The sequence below is a fragment of the Binatus sp. (SeqCode) genome (assembly GCF_049584895.1).
Taxonomy (GTDB): Bacteria; Desulfobacterota; Binatia; order Binatales; family Binataceae; genus Binatus.
This window is the reverse complement of the sequence record NZ_JBAUYR010000069.1, coordinates 1-16,594: the sequence shown is the minus strand read 5'-3', so window position 1 is coordinate 16,594 and position 16,594 is coordinate 1. Positions and strand designations below refer to the sequence as shown.

Here is a 16,594-nt window from a genome sequence, read left to right as displayed (position 1 = left end):
GGGCAGCTTGGCGCGATCGATCTGGCTCGGGAAGCGGCTCTGGTCGAGGGGCTGGTTGAAGGCGCCGAACAGGGGCTGATAAGATCAGCTCACGATATCGCCGAGGGCGGGCTTGCGGTGTCAATGGCTGAAGCCTGTTTCAATCCGCGGGCGATTCTGGGAGCCGAAGTTGAGCTTGGGCGAGCTGGAAGCGCTGACGCGGATGATTTTTTTGGCGAGGGCGCATCGACCGTGATTTTGTCGATTGCGCCAGCTGACGTGACCATCGTCGAGAAATTGTTTGTAGGTCGAGGATTGGAGTTTGCGGTGATCGGGAAAGTAATCGCCAATCCGCGGCTTAAAATTGGCGAAGCGATCGACGAAGACGTTTCCGCGTTGCAGCGAATTTACGAAAACGCGATTCCAAGGAGGCTCAGAGGCGGTGACTGAAGAAGATTCGGTCCTTGCGGTCGAAGCAGTCGAAGAATCGCCGCTCGACGTCTTCCACGAAGAGTGCGGCGTGTTCGGCGTCTACCGGCATCCGGAGGCCGCCAACCTCGCGTACCTAGGGCTCTACGCGCAGCAGCATCGCGGGCAGGAGTCGGCGGGAATCGTCTCGTCCAACGGCAAGTCGCTGATCTTCCATCGCGGGATGGGGCTGGTCGCCGACATTTTCAACCAATCAATTATCGAGCGGCTCGAAGGCACCAGTGCGATTGGGCATAACCGCTACTCGACAACCGGCTCGACGACGATTGGCAACTGTCAGCCGCTGGTAGTCGAGTACGCACGCGGCGGACTCGCGCTCGCGCACAACGGCAACCTGGTAAATTTCGCCGAGCTGCGCGAACGGCTCGAGTCGACCGGATCGATCTTCCAGTCGTCGTCGGATAGCGAGGTGATGATTCACCTGATCGCGGCCTCGCATGCGCCCACACTGCCCGAGCGGGTCGCGGAGGCGCTGGCGCAAGTGCGGGGCGCGTACTCGCTGGTGGTGCTGACCGAAGATTCGATGATCGCGGTGCGCGATCCGCAAGGCTTTCGTCCGCTGGTGCTGGGCAATCTGAACGGTGCGACGATCGTTGCGTCGGAGACCTGTGCGCTGGATTTGGTGCGCGCCGAATATGTTCGCGAGATCAACCCCGGCGAGATGATCGTCGTCGACGAAACCGGGTTGCGCTCGATGAGTCCATTTGCGCATGCGCCGACCAAGCGGTGCATCTTCGAGTACGTCTATTTTTCGCGGCCCGACAGCCAGATTTACGGCCGCAACGTGTACCAGGTTCGCAAGCAGCATGGGCGAGCATTGGCGCGCGAGGCGCCGGCCGAGGCGGACATCGTGGTGCCGGTGCCGGATTCAGGCACGCCGGCCGCGCTCGGTTACGCGGAAGAATCGGGAATCCCGTTCGAAATGGGCCTGGTGCGCAGCCATTACATCGGCCGAACGTTTATCGAGCCGCGCCAATCGATTCGCCATTTCGGAGTGAAGATCAAATTCAATCCAGTGGCCGAGTTGCTGCGCGGCAAGCGAATCGTGCTGATCGAGGACTCGCTCGTGCGCGGCACCACACTAAGAAAAGTGATCCCGATGCTGCGCGAGGCAGGTGCGCGCGAAGTTCACGTGCGTATCTCGTCGCCGCCGACAACCAACTCGTGCTTTTACGGAATCGACACGCCGACGCGCGAGGAACTGCTCGCGTCCTCGCATTCGGTCGAAGAGATTCGGCGCTACATCACGGCCGACTCGCTCGCTTACCTTAGTTGGGACGGCCTGTACTCATTCAACGGCGACAGTCGCGAGGGATTTTGCGACGCGTGCTTCACTGGAAATTATCCGGTCGAGATTCCGCGCAATACCACGCCCGCGCAGTTGCATTTGTTTCTTGCCAACGAGGATGGGTTGAAGGCGGATAGAAGATAGGAGCTTTATCTTAGTGAAACCCCTCCGTGGGTTTCACGCTTCCTTGGGCAGGGGTAACCCCTGCACCTTAGTATTAAGAGAAGCTAGGGCTCGGAGTCCGCGATGTCCTGCATGAATTCCTTCATCGGGCGGTGCGAGACCAGGATGCAGATGAAACCGCCGGGCGGATAGCTCAGGCAGACGCTGTAGCCCTTGTATCGGTAGCATCGATGACCGTCCATCTCCTGGACCTCGCCGTCGGGCGGCTGGAATCCGTGCGACTTCATGAAGGTGCAGAGGATGCTGCCGTTGTCGCCCTGATAGAACGTATAAGCGACCGAGGTTCCGTCCGCGAGACGATCGATCCGTCCACCTCGGAGCTTGTAGCCCGAGTGTTGAAAATTCCACAGGAACCCCGGTAGCTGGTGATCCATGTAGGCGTCGGAGAGTTCGGCGGGCGACGTGGAATTGATGTTGGGTTCGAAGTGATTGTCGAAATGATCGTAGTGGTCGATCGCAACGTCGAAGGGTGGGATAGCATGCGCCGGAGCCGGGCCGCTGCCGCCATGCAATATCACGAATGCGAACACCGCGACCGCGGCGACCGCGACAGGCGCCCATAGGCGGGCGCGGCGAATCGAGAAGCGTCGGGCGCGATCGGCGCCGGCTGAACTTTCACGCCCGCCTCCCGCGCCGCTGGCATCTGCCCCATCGGCGGCGTCGAGCGCGGCAAGGATCGACCCGCGGACAACCGGCGGCGTCCGGCGCATCGCAGCGCGCTCGCGTAGCAGCGCCTTGACCGCGCGTTCCTCGGCGAAGCGTGCGCGACAGTTGACGCATCCGGCAAGATGTTCTTCGACCTCGCGCAACTCCGCCGGAGTCAACTCCCCGTCAACGTGAGCCGACAAGTACGTCTCAATGTAGGTATTACAATCCACTTCTATCGTTACCGGCTTGCTTCACTCAAACTGTCATAGCGCGTCGGAGTCAAGGCCGTATTATTCCACGTTCCTTGGCAAAGTTAGCCAACGCATCCCGCAAAATCGCGCGTCCACGTGACACTCGAGATTTTACCGTACCGATGGGTACGTCCAGAACCCCCGAAACCTCCTGGTAACTGAGCTCTTCGACGTCGACCAGCAGAATCGCTTCGCGGAACTCCGCCGGCAATCCTCCCAGGGCGGCCTCGACCTCACCCTCCATCCCGCGTCCTGAAAGCAAGGCTTCGGGATTCGAACCGGCCGGATCGGTTCGCAGGCTTTCGCCCTCGACCTTGCGATCGAACTCCTCGGCGGATGAAGCCGGCTGCTCGCGCGAGTATTTTCGATAGCCGTTGCGGAAATTGTTGAAGAGTATGGTCAGCATCCACGCGCGACAATTCGTTCCGGTCTCGAATTGATGAAAGAAACGGTACGCCCGCAGCACCGTCTCCTGCAGCAGGTCGTTGGCGTCGTCGGGATTGCGCGCCAGCCGTATCGCCATCGTGTACAGCGCGTCGAGATGGGGCAACGCCTCGTCTTCGAATCGCTTGCGCCGATCCGTGCCGGTGCCGCTCTTGTCCGCCATATGCCGTTTTCAGGAACATAGCATCCTTCATCAATGAAATCTTGCATAGGCCCGAAATGTTCCCACTAGCTCTTGTCGAACTTGGATGTTTAGACTGTGAGATGCGACCGCGATAGTTGCGGTGCGCGAAACTACAGCCAAGGAGTTACGGATATGACGAAGGCGAAAATTACTGGCGCGATGCTGGCGACGGCGGTCGCGCTGATCTTTGCGGGCAACGCGGTGCAAGCGGCAGATACTAGCGACTCGAGCGCCGCGGCGTCGTCGCAAGTTAAGTGCGTCGGCGGCAACGCATGCAAGGGTCAGAGCTTGTGTCAGAGCGCGCAGAGCAGCTGCAAGGGAGCCAACGCCTGCAAGGGCAAAGGCTACGTCATGACGCCGACGGCGAAGGAATGCATCGCGGCCGGAGGAAAACCAGAGACTGTTACGAAGAGCGACTAGGCTCGATCGCGCAATGAAACGTTCTGACTTTCCGATGCTCGGCTACGGCGTCGGGCTGAGACGCCAGCACTACAGCCAGGTGCTGGAGACGCGTCCCCAGGTCGATTGGTTCGAGGTCATTTCGGAAAATTTCATGGTTGCGGGCGGACGCGCGCTCGAAGTGCTCGAAGGCGTCCGCGCCAACTATCCGATCGCGATGCATGGCGTGTCGATGTCGATTGGATCGACCGATCCGCTGAATCGCACTTACCTGCGGCAACTGCGCGAACTCGCGCGACGTTTCGAGCCTGCGTGGATTTCGGATCACCTGTGCTGGACGGGAGTGGGCGGGCGCAATCTGCATGACTTGCTGCCGGTGCCGTATACAGAGGAGGCGATTCGTCACGTCGCCGCGCGAATCTGCGCGGTGCAGGACATCCTCGAGCGGCCGATACTGATCGAGAATGTTTCGAGCTATATGGCGTTCGCTGACTCGTCGATGACGGAATGGGAATTCATCTCGACGATTGCAGATGAGGCCGACTGCGGAATCCTGCTCGACATCAACAATATCTTCGTGAGCGCGTTCAACCATCGCTTCGACGCCAACGACTATATCGACGCGGTGCCGGCCGAGCGCGTCGTGCAGTACCATCTCGCAGGGCATAGCGATCACGGCACCTACCTGCTCGATACGCACGACCATCCGGTGCGCGACGAGGTATGGACGCTCTACCAACGCGCGGCGCGGCGCTTCGGGGCACTGTCGGCACTGGTGGAATGGGACGACAACATCCCGGAGTTCGCGGAGTTGGCGAATACCGCGGATCGCGCACGGGCGATTTTCAATGCCGATTCATCTGAAAGAACTGGAAAGCCTGCTCTATCGGCTGATCACCGCGCCTAGCGGCGTCGCCGAGGGGCTCCTGGCCGAACGCGATTTGAGCGCAGGCGGGCTCGACGCGATCGTGCTCGGCGACGATCGCCTGTCGGCAGAGGCTCGCGTCGATATCTATGCGAACATGTATTTCTACCGCATCCGCGACGCGCTCAAAGAGGACTTCGCCGCAACACTCGCAGTCCTCGGCGACGACAATTTTCATAACCTGGTCACCGGCTACCTGCTCGAATATCCACCGACTGAGCCGTCCATCTCCGATTGCGGGCGGTATCTCGCGGACTATCTGAGCGATCATCCTTTGCGTGAGGATGTGCCATTTGTTGCGGACCTCGCGAAGCTCGAACGCGCGGTCGTCGAGGTGTTTGCCGGTCCCGACGATGCTGCACTGGATCCCGACTCACTCCGTGCGACTCCACCCGAAGACTGGCCCGCGATGAAACTCACGATTCATCCCGCAGCGCAGATACTCGCGCTCGAATGGCGAGTGTCAGAGTTATTGCGAGCTGTCGAGGATGGTCGCCCGTGGAAACCCGCGGAGCGGGGTGGCGTCAAAGTCCTGGTGTGGCGGCGCAACGCACGCGTCTTCTATCGCGATCTCGAACGCGCCGAAGCAGATGCGCTCGACGCAGTCTCGCGCTGCTCTACGTTCGCAGAAATCTGCGAGGTCGTCGCCGCGAACGCCGAAGATCAAGATCCTGTCGCTGCGATGAATCGAATGCTCGCGGGATGGCTCTCCGACGGCTTATTCGTTCGTGGATGATCTTTGACCCGCCTGCGGCTATAAGAATTGTTGAGCGCGCGATGCGGCTCAACTGATGGCGGCAAATCCCAAAATCACCGGCGCTACAATCAGCGTCGAGCGGCCGACGAGTCGCTTGCAGTTGGATGAGTTCGCGCGGCTTCCGTTTCAGGTCTACAGCGCGCGCGACGCGTGGTGGCCGCCGGACGTGCAGAACGAAATCGATCTGCTGTCGCGACGCAGCCTGCTCTCGACCCATCTCGAAATCACGCCCTTCTGCGCGCGTCGAGGAGGCATTCTGGTCGCCCGCGTCAGCGCCGTTATCAATCGCCGCTATATCGAACATTGGAACGAGCAACTCGGGCAATTGATTCAGTTCGAGGCGCTCGACGGCGAGGATATCGCCGTCGCCGCGATGCTCGACGAGGCCATCCGGTCGCTGCGCGAACGCGGCATGAGTGCGGTTCGCAGCGGCTTTGCGGCATTTCTCGATTATCCGTATGCGATCGACAATTACGAATCGCTGCCATCGTTCCTGCTGCGCGGAAATCCTGCGTCGTACCATCGCTACTTCAAACAGGCGGGGTTCGTCACCGAAAAAGGGCAGGTCGATTACACCGCGCCGTTCACGCCTGAAATCCTCGCGCGCTATCGGCGGATGTCCGAGGCGGCCGCCGCGGGTGGGGTCACGATTCAAAGCTGGCGCGAGTACGGATTTCTCGCTGCGATTGACGCGTGGACCGACGTGACCAACGCCGCGTTCGACCGCCACTGGGGATGGAATCCGGTGACGCGCGCGGAAGTGCGCCCGATGCTCACGTCGTTGTGGGAAACTCCAGTCGCCGATCTTTCGATGCTCGCGACGATCGACGGCGAGTGCGTCGGCGCGGTCTTCTCGGTGCCCGATCTAAGTCCTGCGCTCGCCCGTCTCCGCAGGGGCGTCCGGCTCGCTCCGGAGCGCGGGGGAGGAACGCGCGGCGCGCTTATCAATATCGGAGTGATCGAGCGAGCGCGCGGACGCGGCGTCGCGGTTGCGATGGCGGCGCGATCGTTCCTCGCGATGGCGCGGCGCAAGATGCGCTTCGCCGGCTACACGCTCGTTCTCGACGACAATTGGGCCTCGCGCCGGACGGCACTCAGCCTTGGTGCGCACGTCACCGGCAATTTCGTAACGTATCGTCTTTCGTGATCTGCCGTTTAGCGAGCCGCTCGCCCTCGGCTTCTTCCTTTCGAGGGACCCTTGGTTCGCGATTTGGCGCGGCTTGCAGTTCGTTTCGTCGAGCTTTTTCTCGTCAGTGATTTTGCATTCGGATGGTCCGGTTTTTTCTCCGCGTCGGCACCCTTGACCAGCGCCTGCATCTGCAATTCACCGAGTTTTTTCCGGGTCCAGTTAAGATGTTCGTCTTCTTCGTGCTCAACTTCACTGGCGGCCGCACCCAGGATTTCGCGCAAGCGATCCTCGGTAGCCTGACGGGCAATTTTCCCGATCAGTTCCCAGTCCGCGTGATCCTTAGTCTCGGCCAGGACGATGTTTTCGATCGCGTTCAGCTCAGCCTGATCTTTCGAGAGACCATTGCGATCCATGCTGCGCAGCAGGGCTTGGGCTTTCTCGGTCGCCACCTTTGCAGTGGGGCTCTGCACGCGAGTATTTCCGCCAAGGCGGTGAATCACATCAGTGAGTACCTTCTGGTGCTTAATCGTCTGCCTGTGAAACTCGCGGAACTTGGTTCGCACTTCGGGATCGGAAACCAGTCCGAGTGCCTTCTCGTAGAGTTTCTGGCCGCCCATCTCGACGGCCAGGAATTCGCTCAAGACCTCCATCAGCGTGCGCTCATTGATTCGCGCGCTTGAGAAGAAGTCCATTACTTTTTCGGTTAGTTCGGCCATAGGATCTTTTTCCCTCCAGGAAAAGCAGGGTGAAATTTCCAGATAATAAGCATGAAGCGCGCCAAACCTCGTTTCGGACCCAGATTGTCGGGACGCATCCGTGACTGACTCTGGATCACTCTTTGGTCTGCAAAAACTCGCAGCGATCCGACTCAGATGGCGTCAACACAAAGGCTTTCATCACGCCATGATCGGTCCGAATAACCGGAAGCATGTAATTTCGCCTCGACCCGCGGCCACTTGCCCCGACGCGACTCCGTCCGATACAAGCGGTACCTGATGCTAAGTCTCCGCTTCGCCGTGCTGTTCGCGCACATCGTTGCCGTGATCGTTGCCCTCGGTGGATCGCTGTTCAGCACGTTCGCGCTCGCCCCGGTGCTGGCCGCGGAACTTGATCCGCCCGCGCGAGTCCGAGTCTCCCGCCAAATCGTTCGCCGGCTCGGCGCGATTGTACTTACCTCGCTCGCAGTGCTGGTCGTGACCGGTATCTTCAACGTACTGTTCATCGGCGGCGTTTCGATTCTGCTCGCGATCAAATTGGTGCTGGTGGTCGTGGTGATCGGACTTGCGCTCTATCAATACGGAAACCTCGGCACGCAAATCTGGCGACTCTCGGCCGCCGGTCCGAGTCCGGAAGTCGCAGATTTGCAGGCACGCTTCCGCCGCGTCGGGCTCACCGTCGGATCGATCGTGTTGCTGATTGTCTATCTCTCGCTTGGACTCACCCGCGGCCCTGGCGCGATTGTCGCCTCGATTCGCTGACGGCTCACGGGATGGTCCGAAAGAAAAGACCGCGCCGAACGCCCAGATGGATGGGACGGCTCACGTTTATCGCGATTCTTCTCACCGTCATCTTTACGCTCAGCTACGGGTTGGGCGCGCATATCGCGGTGCGATATCTCAATCCGTCGTTCGGCGCGTGGTGGAATTCCAACGAGTTCGCAATCGTCGAGTGCGCCGCGACGGCCCTTGGGATGTTGATCGGAATTCGCATCGGGGCGAGGTTGGCGCATGGCGGTCTGCTGAAAAACCGCTCGATGGTAGCGGCTGTAATCGTTGGTGGTCTGATGCTGCCCATCGTGGCGCGGATCAGCGCGGAAATCGCGCGCTTCAAATTCAGCAGCGGCGGATCCGTCACCGCATGGCTAATAGACCACTTTCGCTACGACACCGGAATGTTCCTTGACAAGCTTCTCGCGGCGGGCGTTTACTCGATCAAGATTGCAGCGTTTGCGCTTCCAGTCGGTATGATTCTCTTCGGTGTGGCGGTCGCGATTTTTATGACCGCCGAGCCTGCTGGCGATGCCGCCGACGCGACTTCCCGTGAAAGAGTGAAACAGTGAAAGAATGAATCGAGACGATCGCAAGCCTCGCAAACCGCACGCTATCAGCCGCCGATCGTTTATCAAGGGCGCCGGTGCGGTCGCCGCGGCGGCAGGCCTGGTCCGCGTTCGGACCGCATCGGCCGATGAGAAGACGCTGCCGCCGGGTGTTGTCGAGAAGCTTGGGCCTGAAGCGACGACGATCGAACTCAATATCAACGGCAAGCCTGCGACGCTCGAAATCGAGCCGCGCGTAACGTTGCTGCGTGCACTCCGCGAGCATCTCGGACTCACCGGCACGAAACTCGTTTGCGATCGCGGCGCGTGCGGCGCATGCACGGTGCATCTCGACGGCAAGCCCGTGACCTCATGCATGGTGCTGGCGATCGACGCGCGCGGACACCAGGTCACGACGATCGAAGGACTCGGCACGCCGTCGAATATGCATCCGGTGCAGGCCGCGTTCGTCGAGACTGACGCGCAGCAATGCGGCTTCTGCACGCCTGGGATGGTGATGTCGGTGGCGGCGGCGCTCGAAAAAAATCCTTCCGCGACGACTGAGGAAATCAAACACGCAACCGCGGGCAATACCTGTCGTTGCGGTACGTACCCGCATGTGTTCGCGGCCGCTCTCAAAGCCGCCCAGCCCGGACGCGTGACCAAGGACGTCTGATGTCGCGGCGCGTCACGCTCAACCTCGGCTTTCAGGGCAATACGCAAGACGTCACTGTCGTCATCCCGGAGGACGAGCCGACGCCATGGCAATGGGGCGACCGCCTGTCTGTCGTCGGCAAGCCCACGCCGCGCGTGGACGGACCGCTGAAGGCGACCGGCGCGGCCCATTACACTTACGACATCGAGTTGCCCGGGATGCTTTACGGCGCGATCCTGCGCAGTCCGTGGCCGCACGCGCGCGTTCGCAATATAGACTTGTCGGCTGCGCAAAATCTTGCGGGAGTGCGCGCAGTGCTTGCGCTCGACGATCGCGAGATCCGTTTCGCCGGCCAGGAAGTCGCCGCGGTCGCCGCGATCAGATCGGACATCGCCGCAGATGCGCTCAAGTTGATCAAGGTCGATTACGAAACCTTGCCGTTCGTGGTCGACATGGACGATGCGGCCAAGGACTCCGCGCCGAGCGTGTTCGGCAGTCGATCCAACGTCGGCAAGACCAAAAATTCGAGCGTCGGCGACGTGCCGAAGGGCCTCGAGATCGCGGCGAACACGATCGAGGCGACTTACACGACGCCAGTGCAGACTCATGTCTGCCTCGAGACGCATGGCGCGGTCGCGAGCTTCAACGCCGCGGGCGATCAGCTCACGGTCTGGTGCTCGACACAGGGAATCTTTTCCGTGCGCGACGATCTGGCCGTCTATTTCAGCCTGCCGCCGGACAGCGTGCGCGTCGTCTGCGAATATCTCGGAGGCGGCTTCGGGTCGAAATTCGGCGCCACTCCAGAAATTATTGTCGCGTCGCGACTGGCCAAGATGGCCGGCGTCCCGGTGAAGGTGATGCTCCCGCGCGCCGACGAGCATCGCTCGACCGGCAATCGTCCGAACTCCGAACAGAAGGTCAAGATGGGCGTCGATCGCGACGGCAAGCTGACTGCGATCGATCTCGTGACGCGCGGAAGCGGCGGGATTGGCGGCGGCGCCGGTAGTTCGGGTCCGTTCGGGTCGGTCTATCGATGCGCGAATATCCGTGTTCAGGAAACTGGCATCTACACGAATGCCGGGCCGGCGTCCCCGATGCGCGCGCCCGGATGGCCACAGGGATGCTTCGCGCTGGAACTCGCGATGGACGAGATGGCGCGCAAGGGGGGAATCGACCGGCTCGAGTTCCGGCGCCGCAACAGCGACAACCCGGTCCGCGCCGCCGAATACGAGATCGGCGCGCGCATGTTCGGATGGGCAGAGAAAAATGAAGCCGCGAAATCGAGCAGTCCAATCAAGCGCGGCGTCGGCGTCGCGTCCGCCGAATGGCACGCGGTCGGAGTGTCGGGTCCGGAAGCGCAGGTGATCGCGCATCGCGACGGCAGTGTCGAGGTCCGCGTCGGCACGCAGGATATCGGCACCGGCACGCGCACAGTGCTCGCGATTGTCGCGGCCGAGGAACTCGGTCTGCCGGTTGATCGCGTGAAGTCGGAAATCGGCGACACGCGATTTCTTTTTTCGGTGCCGAGTGGCGGCAGTTTGAGCGCGCCTTCAAATTCGCCGGCCGTGCGCCAGGCCGCGGCGCATCTCAAGGACAAGTTGTTTCGGATCGCGGCGCCGATTCTTGGCGCGGAGCCCGACGACCTCGAAGCGGCCGGCGAAATGATTCGTGTGCGCGCCAGTACATCGCGGGCAATTTCATTTACCGACGTGTGCAAGCGAATGCCCGGCGATTCGATTTCCGCGCAGGGTGAGCGCGTGCCTAATTACGGCGGCTTTCGCAGCGACCAGGCGGGATGCCAATTCGCCGAAGTCGAAGTCGATACCGAAACGGGAATCATCCGCGTGAAGCACGTCGTCGCGGTGCACGACGCGGGACGGATTGTCGATCCGCTGACGGCGCGCAGCCAGGTCAACGGCGGCATCCTGATGGGCATCGGGTTTGCGCTGTTCGAGGATCGCCGGATGGACCCGCAGCTGGGCATCATGGTGAATCCGACGATGGACGACTACAAGCTGATCGGCGCGCTCGACGTGCCGCAAATCGACGTGACGTTTTTCGAGGTCGCCAACGGCGTTACGAATACCGGCGTGATGGGCCTCGGCGAGGTGTCGCACGTCGCGAGCACTGCCGCGGTCGCATGCGCGGTGTACGACGCGATTGGCGTGCCGGTGCGTTCGCTCCCGATGACGCCCGACCGCGTGCTGTCGGCGCTGGGACACGTGTGAAGGATTTGCAATCGCGATGAATCGATTCGAAGTGATCACGCCTGCCGACCTCGCGAGCGCATCGCGGTTGCTGGCCGAAGATGGCAACGTCGCATTCGCGGGCGGCGTCGACGTGGTCGATCTCTCGAAGCAGAGCATCGTGTCGCCTGCCGCGCTGGTGAACCTGAAAGGTCTGAAGGAGCTTGGTGGAATCGAGGTGCGTCCGTCCGGCGACCTACGCCTCGGCGCGACGGTTAAGCTGAGCGAAGTCGCCGAGCATCCTGCGATCCGCGAGAAGTTCACGGCGATTGCCGAGGCTGCCGGCGAAGCGGCGACGCCGCAAATTCGCAACCTCGGCACGGTCGGCGGAAATATCCTGCAGCGTCCGCGATGCTGGTACTTTCGCAATCCCGACGTGAATTGCCTTAAGAAGGGCGGCGACACCTGCTACTCGATCGGCGGCCTCAATCGTTACCACGCGATTCTCGGCGGCGGTCCGTCGTTCATCGTGCATCCGTCGAATCTGGCGCCCGCGCTGATTGCGATGCGCGCGAGCGCGACGATTGTCGGTCCGGCGGGACAGCGCAGCATTGAGCTGGAAAAGTTTTTCACACTGCCGACGGTCGATCCGAAGCGCGAAAATTCTCTCAAGCCTGGCGAAATAATCACTGAAGTGATCGTTCCCGCGCCCTCCGCCAGTACGCGCAGCCATTACCTGGAGGCGCGCGAGAAGCAGAGCTTCGATTGGCCGTTGGTGAGCGTCGCAGTTGTGCTCGACGGAGCGAAGACGGTCCGCGATGCGCGCGTCGTGATGGGCGCGGTGGCGCCAATCCCGTGGCGATCACTCGATGCGGAAGCCGCGCTCAAGGCCGGCCCGCTCGACGAGTCGCGCGCGCGCGCCGCCGCCGACGCCGCTCTGAAGGACGCGCAGCCAATGTCCGAGAACGCGTACAAAATCGTGATTGCGAAAGTGGTCGTGCGTCGCGCGATCATGCACGCCGCGGGATTGGAGGCCGCATAATATGGCCTCGCCATTTTGCGCACTGCTGCGGACCAAGACCGCCTACTACCGCACGCCCGACGGCGAGCGCATTTTCAAGCCCGACGACTCGACCGCGTGCTACACCTGCCTCAAGACCCAGCGCCCAGTGGGACCTGACGGGCTGCCAGTCGATGCGCAAGAGTGCGGCGCCGATCGCGGATGCTTCGAGCAGGAGTAAAAAATAAAATTTTCAGCGCGGCCGACGGCGATGAGCACTTGCTTGAAGAATCAATTTCGGCGGGCCGTGTGCTATGGTTCGGCAGGGGAAAGCATTGGGGAGTCGCTAACGTCAGAACTGAACGCCATCGCCAAACGCGATTGAGTTAAAGTGATACTTTAAATATGAAAAAACCGAGCGGACTTCGTGTTCCGTTGTCCGTCATCGCAGCTTTTTTCGCGCTGACATTTCCATTCACTCCTGCCCACGCCCAAATAAAACCCGGCGATCGGATCACCGCCAAGAATGCGGAACAGGTCCGTGCGCTGGTGAGTCCCGGCACGTTTATCGTGGTGTCGCGGGGGATGGAGATGAATATCGTCGCGCCGAGCCGCGTGATGTGGCCGCCGCCGTACCAGGATGCGACCGAAAAATATTCCAGCCAGGTGCGCCTCGCCCCGGACCATCGCGATCTGATCGGCTACGTTGCCGGGCAGCCGTTCCCGATCCTCGATCCGAACGATCCCGAGGTCGCGACCAAGATCATGTGGAACCAGTACTTCAAGCCGATCGCGAGCGACGATTACGATCTGCGTTTCTTCGAATGCCAGGTGGCCAAGCAGAATCCCGGCGCTCAACAGTCGCTGATGACACAGACCGAGGTCGGGCATCTGGCGGGTTACTCCGATATCGGACGTACCGAGGTCGAGCCGCTGCCTGCCGATCCGGATTTCAAGATCACCGGTATCTGGGCGCGCGCCGGGGCGTATCCCACGCTCGCGCCGGCGGAAGATCGCGGCAGCGGTGCAATCCTGTATCGCTACTGGGACGCGAACAAGGCCGACGACACGTGGGCATTCCTGGCGGGAACCCGGCGCGTGCGCCGAGTCAACGAAGTGCTCTTGAGTTCCTCGCCGGGGCTTTCGACCTGGGACGCTGATCATGCCGGAGGATTCGGCGCAAAACCGCAGGAGTACAACTTCAAATATCTCGGCGACAAAAACATGCTCGCGTGCGTGCATGCGCAGAACGCGCCCGCGCATCCGTGCGCGACCGACGGTGGCGCGACCTCATGCGGCGACGACTGGGAGATGCGCCATCTGTACGTAGTCGAAGTCACGCCGCGGCCGGAGAGAATCCAGGGCGTCCTGCAATCGAAGACGATCGTGTACGTCGACGGCGAGGGATGGTTCAATCCGTACGTTGACAGTTACGACCAGAAGGGCGAGTTGTGGAAGACGCAGATTTATCTCAACACCTATCGCGACCGCCCGGTGCCCGACGCGAAGATTGCCGTCTATCCATTCAAGCGCGAGTTCATCGTTGCCGCCTCGAGTATCGACGTGCAATCCGGCGTATCGACAACGTGCTACCTCCCCGGCCCCGACACGCCCGAGCGCGAATGCTGGTACATCAACATGGGCGCGGTTGATAAGGGCTTCTTCACGACCGAGGCGCTGACCAAGGCCGGGCACTAACTCATTTGATTGCCAACGCGTTGGGCGGCGAGCCTACTCCTCCTGGAATATTCAGCGGCGCGGAGGTCAGGAAGAAATCGTAATTGCCGTCGGCGGCGCAATCTTCCGCCAGGCCTTCGAGGTTCCACATCTCGCCTATCGGCATCCCGAAGAACGCGAGCATGTGGAAGTGCAGAAATTCCATTTCCTCGCCCGCCGGTTTCGGCAATGCTTCGAGCGCCGGAGAATCCGACGCGACCGCAGCCAGGTGATTGTCCCATAGCCATCGCGCGGTGCGCTCGCTGCCTTCGATTCCCGGCACCACGGTCTCCCTCGCCAGTTCCGCCTTAATCTCTTCGCTCGCCGACAGGTAGAACTTGGTCCATCCGATGCGAATCAGCAGGATATCGCCGGTTTGCAACTCGACGCCTTCTTCTTCGAGCGCAGCCTGCACGTCGTCGAGCGGAATCGACTTGGCCTGGGTGAAATCGATCGACTTGCCGACGCGATCGTAGTAGCGCGCGACGTCGGCGAGCACTCCGCGCCCCGCGATTCCGCGCCGCGCCAGGTTGTCGATACCGAGACGCGTTCCACCGCGCCCGGTCATCTGATTGTCGGGAATCCCGTTGTACGCGCCATGCGCCGGATGCTTCACGTGTGCGAGCGCGTCCCATTGCGAGGACGCTTGCGGATAGAAGTTGTCCAGGAAGTCGTCGAGCACGAATTCCGCATTCGGGAAAATCTTGACGGTGTGCGTATGCTTGCCGCGGGTGAACAGCGGCGGGTCGGGGATGTTGATCGGCAGATTCAGCGCGAACACTTTACCTGTTCGAATCGAGTCGGCCGCCTCGACCACGCGATCGGGCGTCAGCAGGTTGATGGTGCCGACTTCGTCGTCGTCGCCGAACACGCCCCACGCCGCGCCCGCCGGCGCGCCCGCGCGGACCGGGAGTTCGTCGTAGCTGGGGAGCTGTGGCGAAGAAGATACGGCGTGCCGCATCGCGCGAGTCGCGCGCGCCGCAACTTCACCGACCTTTCTCACCACAGCCCGTTCCATCAGTGTGATCCCGCTCTCGAAATCGACGGATGCGCGCGTGGCGGAGGTCACGGCGTCGGCTACTTGTCGCTCTAACTCCCGGGAGATTTTCTTCGGCGCGGTTCGCTTCGACGCTTTGACCGCTACTGTGCGCTTGGCGCCTTTCGATGCGGGCTTCTTTGGCTTGACTGCTTTGGAAGCGACTTTGCGGACTTTGGGCGCCGCTTTCTTCATTTTCTTTTTGGGCTTGGCCAATGTACGGGACCTCCTGAATTGCTTGATCGCGACCGCACCTTCTCATTAACAGACCGTTTGTTAATGGCAAGACCAACGACCGGCGATTTCCCAGCCCTCAAATAACCGCAATTCGGCCTTGAGGCTGCATACCCGCGATGGTACTGTACGGGATTGCTCCTTGCTCCAACCTGGGGCTGAAATCCGTAAGGAGGACCAGCAGCCGCATGCGGCGCTACGAAACTATTTTTATTCTCAGGCCTGATTCGGGCGACCCCCAAATCAAGGAAGCCATCAAACGCTACGAGGGGATCATCGCCGCCGGCGCCGGCGAGATGATCGAAACCGAGGAGTGGGGATCGCGCGAACTCGCCTACAAGATCAAGGGCGAGCGCCGCGGCTTCTACGTTCGACTCGACTACGTTTCGCCCGGCCCCGTGATGAACGAGGTCGAGCGCAACTTGCGCATCTCCGACACCGTTCTGCGCTACCTGTCGGTCCTCGTCGACGACAATGCCGACGTGGCGAAGGCGCGCGAGGAACTCGAAGCGCGCAACCGCCGTATCGCCGAGGCCAAGGCTGCGCAGGAAGCGCGCGCGGCCGCTCTGATGGCCTCGCGCGAGCAGCCGGCCGAGGAAGCGCCCGACGCTCCCGAAGAGATAATGGAAGCGGCGGCTGAGGAAATCGCCGGGCCTGAAGGTGACCGGGAACCGGATTGAGCTCGAAGGCCGGCTGCTCGACCAGCCCGAGGTTCGCATCACACCCGCAGGCACGCCGGTTCTCCGCTTCACCGTCGAATGCGGCGCGACCGGCGAGGAACTAAGGCTCGGAATCGTGATGACGGGTGAATCGGCGCTGACCGCAAAGCCGCTCCTGGAGCGGGGCCGGCTGGTCAAGGTGACGGGAAGAATGAGAGCATTGAAGCGGAGCCTGAAGAAAGAGAGTGGATTCGAAGTGGTGGCCGAGTCGATCGACAGAAGTGAATAGAGACTAAAAAAGGAAATATTTCCAGGGAATTTAAATGGCTGACGAGGAAAGATCTGAAAGAGGCGGCGACCGGCCGCGCGAAAGTGGCGGCGGCGGACGCTACGGCGG

At 61.3% G+C, this 16,594-nt stretch carries 19 protein-coding genes; 15 read left to right on the top strand and 4 right to left on the bottom strand.

What is annotated here, in order from left to right; genetic code table 11:
* A partial coding sequence (locus WB650_RS12745; protein ID WP_423960715.1) for an AIR synthase-related protein occupies nucleotides 1-429 on the top strand: 429 nt, incomplete at its 5' end.
* Nucleotides 422-1,900 (top strand): amidophosphoribosyltransferase, encoded by a 1,479-nt coding sequence (gene purF / locus WB650_RS12740; protein WP_422302012.1) that lies wholly within the window; start codon nucleotides 422-424, stop codon nucleotides 1,898-1,900. The genes WB650_RS12745 and purF, both read left to right, overlap by 8 nt.
* 83 nt (nucleotides 1,901-1,983) lie before the next feature.
* Here the strand turns inward: purF and WB650_RS12735 are convergent, their stop codons facing one another.
* Together WB650_RS12735 and WB650_RS12730 are read right to left on the bottom strand one after the other, a co-directional pair.
* Nucleotides 1,984-2,787 carry an anti-sigma factor family protein gene (locus WB650_RS12735; RefSeq protein ID WP_423960713.1) on the bottom strand — a complete coding sequence of 268 codons (804 nt, stop codon included), beginning with the start codon at nucleotides 2,785-2,787 and terminating at the stop codon, nucleotides 1,984-1,986.
* 79 nt (nucleotides 2,788-2,866) lie between these two features.
* Complete coding sequence (locus WB650_RS12730) at nucleotides 2,867-3,445, bottom strand: sigma-70 family RNA polymerase sigma factor (protein WP_422300704.1); 579 nt, start codon at nucleotides 3,443-3,445, stop codon at nucleotides 2,867-2,869.
* A 153-nt stretch (nucleotides 3,446-3,598) separates the two neighbouring features.
* Here WB650_RS12730 and WB650_RS12725 point away from each other — a divergent pair, with 153 nt between their 5' ends.
* Genes WB650_RS12725 through WB650_RS12710 form a run of 4 tightly spaced genes read left to right on the top strand, consistent with a single transcriptional unit; the run spans nucleotide 3,599 to nucleotide 6,694 of the window.
* Nucleotides 3,599-3,886, top strand: coding sequence for a hypothetical protein (locus WB650_RS12725; protein WP_422300705.1), 288 nt, complete (start codon nucleotides 3,599-3,601; stop codon nucleotides 3,884-3,886).
* A gap of 13 nt (nucleotides 3,887-3,899) precedes the next feature.
* On the top strand, nucleotides 3,900-4,772 hold the full coding sequence (locus WB650_RS12720; RefSeq protein ID WP_422300706.1) for a DUF692 domain-containing protein: 873 nt from the start codon (nucleotides 3,900-3,902) through the stop codon (nucleotides 4,770-4,772).
* On the top strand, nucleotides 4,714-5,526 hold the full coding sequence (locus WB650_RS12715; RefSeq protein WP_422300707.1) for a putative DNA-binding domain-containing protein: 813 nt from the start codon (nucleotides 4,714-4,716) through the stop codon (nucleotides 5,524-5,526). The genes WB650_RS12720 and WB650_RS12715 overlap by 59 nt, the downstream gene beginning before the upstream one ends.
* Before the next feature lie 55 nt (nucleotides 5,527-5,581).
* Nucleotides 5,582-6,694, top strand: a complete 1,113-nt coding sequence (locus WB650_RS12710; protein WP_422300708.1) for a hypothetical protein — start codon at nucleotides 5,582-5,584, stop codon at nucleotides 6,692-6,694.
* A gap of 8 nt (nucleotides 6,695-6,702) precedes the next feature.
* Here the strand turns inward: WB650_RS12710 and WB650_RS12705 are convergent, their stop codons facing one another.
* Entirely contained in the window at nucleotides 6,703-7,392 is a 690-nt protein-coding gene (locus tag WB650_RS12705) for a DUF892 family protein (RefSeq protein ID WP_422300709.1), read from the bottom strand.
* A 279-nt stretch (nucleotides 7,393-7,671) separates the two neighbouring features.
* On the opposite strand from WB650_RS12705, the gene WB650_RS12700 reads away from it, so the two are divergent.
* From WB650_RS12700 to WB650_RS12670, 7 genes are all read left to right on the top strand, one after another.
* Nucleotides 7,672-8,154: a hypothetical protein gene (locus WB650_RS12700; protein WP_423960710.1), complete on the top strand. Its 483-nt coding sequence runs from the start codon at nucleotides 7,672-7,674 to the stop codon at nucleotides 8,152-8,154.
* Between the two features lie 50 nt (nucleotides 8,155-8,204).
* A complete protein-coding gene (locus WB650_RS12695; protein WP_422300711.1) occupies nucleotides 8,205-8,735 on the top strand; it encodes a hypothetical protein in 531 nt (176 codons plus the stop codon).
* Between the two features lie 4 nt (nucleotides 8,736-8,739).
* The gene (locus WB650_RS12690) at nucleotides 8,740-9,387 is read left to right on the top strand and encodes a (2Fe-2S)-binding protein (RefSeq protein WP_423960708.1); all 648 of its coding nucleotides are present in this window, start codon (nucleotides 8,740-8,742) and stop codon (nucleotides 9,385-9,387) included.
* Complete coding sequence (locus WB650_RS12685; RefSeq protein WP_422300713.1) at nucleotides 9,387-11,594, top strand: xanthine dehydrogenase family protein molybdopterin-binding subunit; 2,208 nt, start codon at nucleotides 9,387-9,389, stop codon at nucleotides 11,592-11,594. The genes WB650_RS12690 and WB650_RS12685 overlap by 1 nt, the downstream gene beginning before the upstream one ends.
* Before the next feature lie 16 nt (nucleotides 11,595-11,610).
* Nucleotides 11,611-12,594 carry an FAD binding domain-containing protein gene (locus WB650_RS12680; RefSeq protein ID WP_422300714.1) on the top strand — a complete coding sequence of 328 codons (984 nt, stop codon included), beginning with the start codon at nucleotides 11,611-11,613 and terminating at the stop codon, nucleotides 12,592-12,594.
* A 1-nt stretch (nucleotide 12,595) separates the two neighbouring features.
* Entirely contained in the window at nucleotides 12,596-12,793 is a 198-nt protein-coding gene (locus WB650_RS12675; RefSeq protein WP_422300715.1) for a hypothetical protein, read from the top strand.
* Nucleotides 12,794-12,957: 164 nt separating this feature from the next.
* Entirely contained in the window at nucleotides 12,958-14,250 is a 1,293-nt protein-coding gene (locus tag WB650_RS12670) for a DUF1329 domain-containing protein (protein ID WP_422300716.1), read from the top strand.
* A gap of 1 nt (nucleotide 14,251) precedes the next feature.
* Here WB650_RS12670 and WB650_RS12665 read toward each other — a convergent pair whose 3' ends face one another.
* On the bottom strand, nucleotides 14,252-15,520 hold the full coding sequence (locus tag WB650_RS12665; protein ID WP_423960705.1) for a cyclase family protein: 1,269 nt from the start codon (nucleotides 15,518-15,520) through the stop codon (nucleotides 14,252-14,254).
* A gap of 206 nt (nucleotides 15,521-15,726) precedes the next feature.
* Between WB650_RS12665 and rpsF the strand changes: the two genes are divergently transcribed.
* Both rpsF and WB650_RS12655 read left to right on the top strand, forming a co-directional pair.
* Nucleotides 15,727-16,218 carry a 30S ribosomal protein S6 gene (gene rpsF, locus WB650_RS12660; RefSeq protein ID WP_422303375.1) on the top strand — a complete coding sequence of 164 codons (492 nt, stop codon included), beginning with the start codon at nucleotides 15,727-15,729 and terminating at the stop codon, nucleotides 16,216-16,218.
* Nucleotides 16,199-16,486: a single-stranded DNA-binding protein gene (locus WB650_RS12655; protein WP_422303376.1), complete on the top strand. Its 288-nt coding sequence runs from the start codon at nucleotides 16,199-16,201 to the stop codon at nucleotides 16,484-16,486. The genes rpsF and WB650_RS12655 overlap by 20 nt, the downstream gene beginning before the upstream one ends.
* The last annotated feature ends 108 nt before the right edge of the window (nucleotides 16,487-16,594 follow it).

What these genes read in the sequence shown, in the direction of transcription:
- WB650_RS12725 (WP_422300705.1), top strand. Translation starts at nt 3,599, where the DNA reads ATGACGAAGGCGAAAATTACTGGCGCGATGCTGGCGACGGCGGTCGCG.
- WB650_RS12670 (WP_422300716.1), top strand. Translation starts at nt 12,958, where the DNA reads ATGAAAAAACCGAGCGGACTTCGTGTTCCGTTGTCCGTCATCGCAGCT.
- WB650_RS12690 (WP_423960708.1), top strand. Translation starts at nt 8,740, where the DNA reads ATGAATCGAGACGATCGCAAGCCTCGCAAACCGCACGCTATCAGCCGC.
- WB650_RS12700 (WP_423960710.1), top strand. Translation starts at nt 7,672, where the DNA reads ATGCTAAGTCTCCGCTTCGCCGTGCTGTTCGCGCACATCGTTGCCGTG.
- WB650_RS12730 (WP_422300704.1), bottom strand. Translation starts at nt 3,445, where the DNA reads ATGGCGGACAAGAGCGGCACCGGCACGGATCGGCGCAAGCGATTCGAA.
- WB650_RS12710 (WP_422300708.1), top strand. Translation starts at nt 5,582, where the DNA reads ATGGCGGCAAATCCCAAAATCACCGGCGCTACAATCAGCGTCGAGCGG.
- WB650_RS12675 (WP_422300715.1), top strand. Translation starts at nt 12,596, where the DNA reads ATGGCCTCGCCATTTTGCGCACTGCTGCGGACCAAGACCGCCTACTAC.
- WB650_RS12715 (WP_422300707.1), top strand. Translation starts at nt 4,714, where the DNA reads ATGCCGATTCATCTGAAAGAACTGGAAAGCCTGCTCTATCGGCTGATC.
- WB650_RS12720 (WP_422300706.1), top strand. Translation starts at nt 3,900, where the DNA reads ATGAAACGTTCTGACTTTCCGATGCTCGGCTACGGCGTCGGGCTGAGA.
- rpsF (WP_422303375.1), top strand. Translation starts at nt 15,727, where the DNA reads ATGCGGCGCTACGAAACTATTTTTATTCTCAGGCCTGATTCGGGCGAC.
- WB650_RS12705 (WP_422300709.1), bottom strand. Translation starts at nt 7,392, where the DNA reads ATGGCCGAACTAACCGAAAAAGTAATGGACTTCTTCTCAAGCGCGCGA.
- WB650_RS12695 (WP_422300711.1), top strand. Translation starts at nt 8,205, where the DNA reads ATGGGACGGCTCACGTTTATCGCGATTCTTCTCACCGTCATCTTTACG.
- WB650_RS12680 (WP_422300714.1), top strand. Translation starts at nt 11,611, where the DNA reads ATGAATCGATTCGAAGTGATCACGCCTGCCGACCTCGCGAGCGCATCG.
- WB650_RS12685 (WP_422300713.1), top strand. Translation starts at nt 9,387, where the DNA reads ATGTCGCGGCGCGTCACGCTCAACCTCGGCTTTCAGGGCAATACGCAA.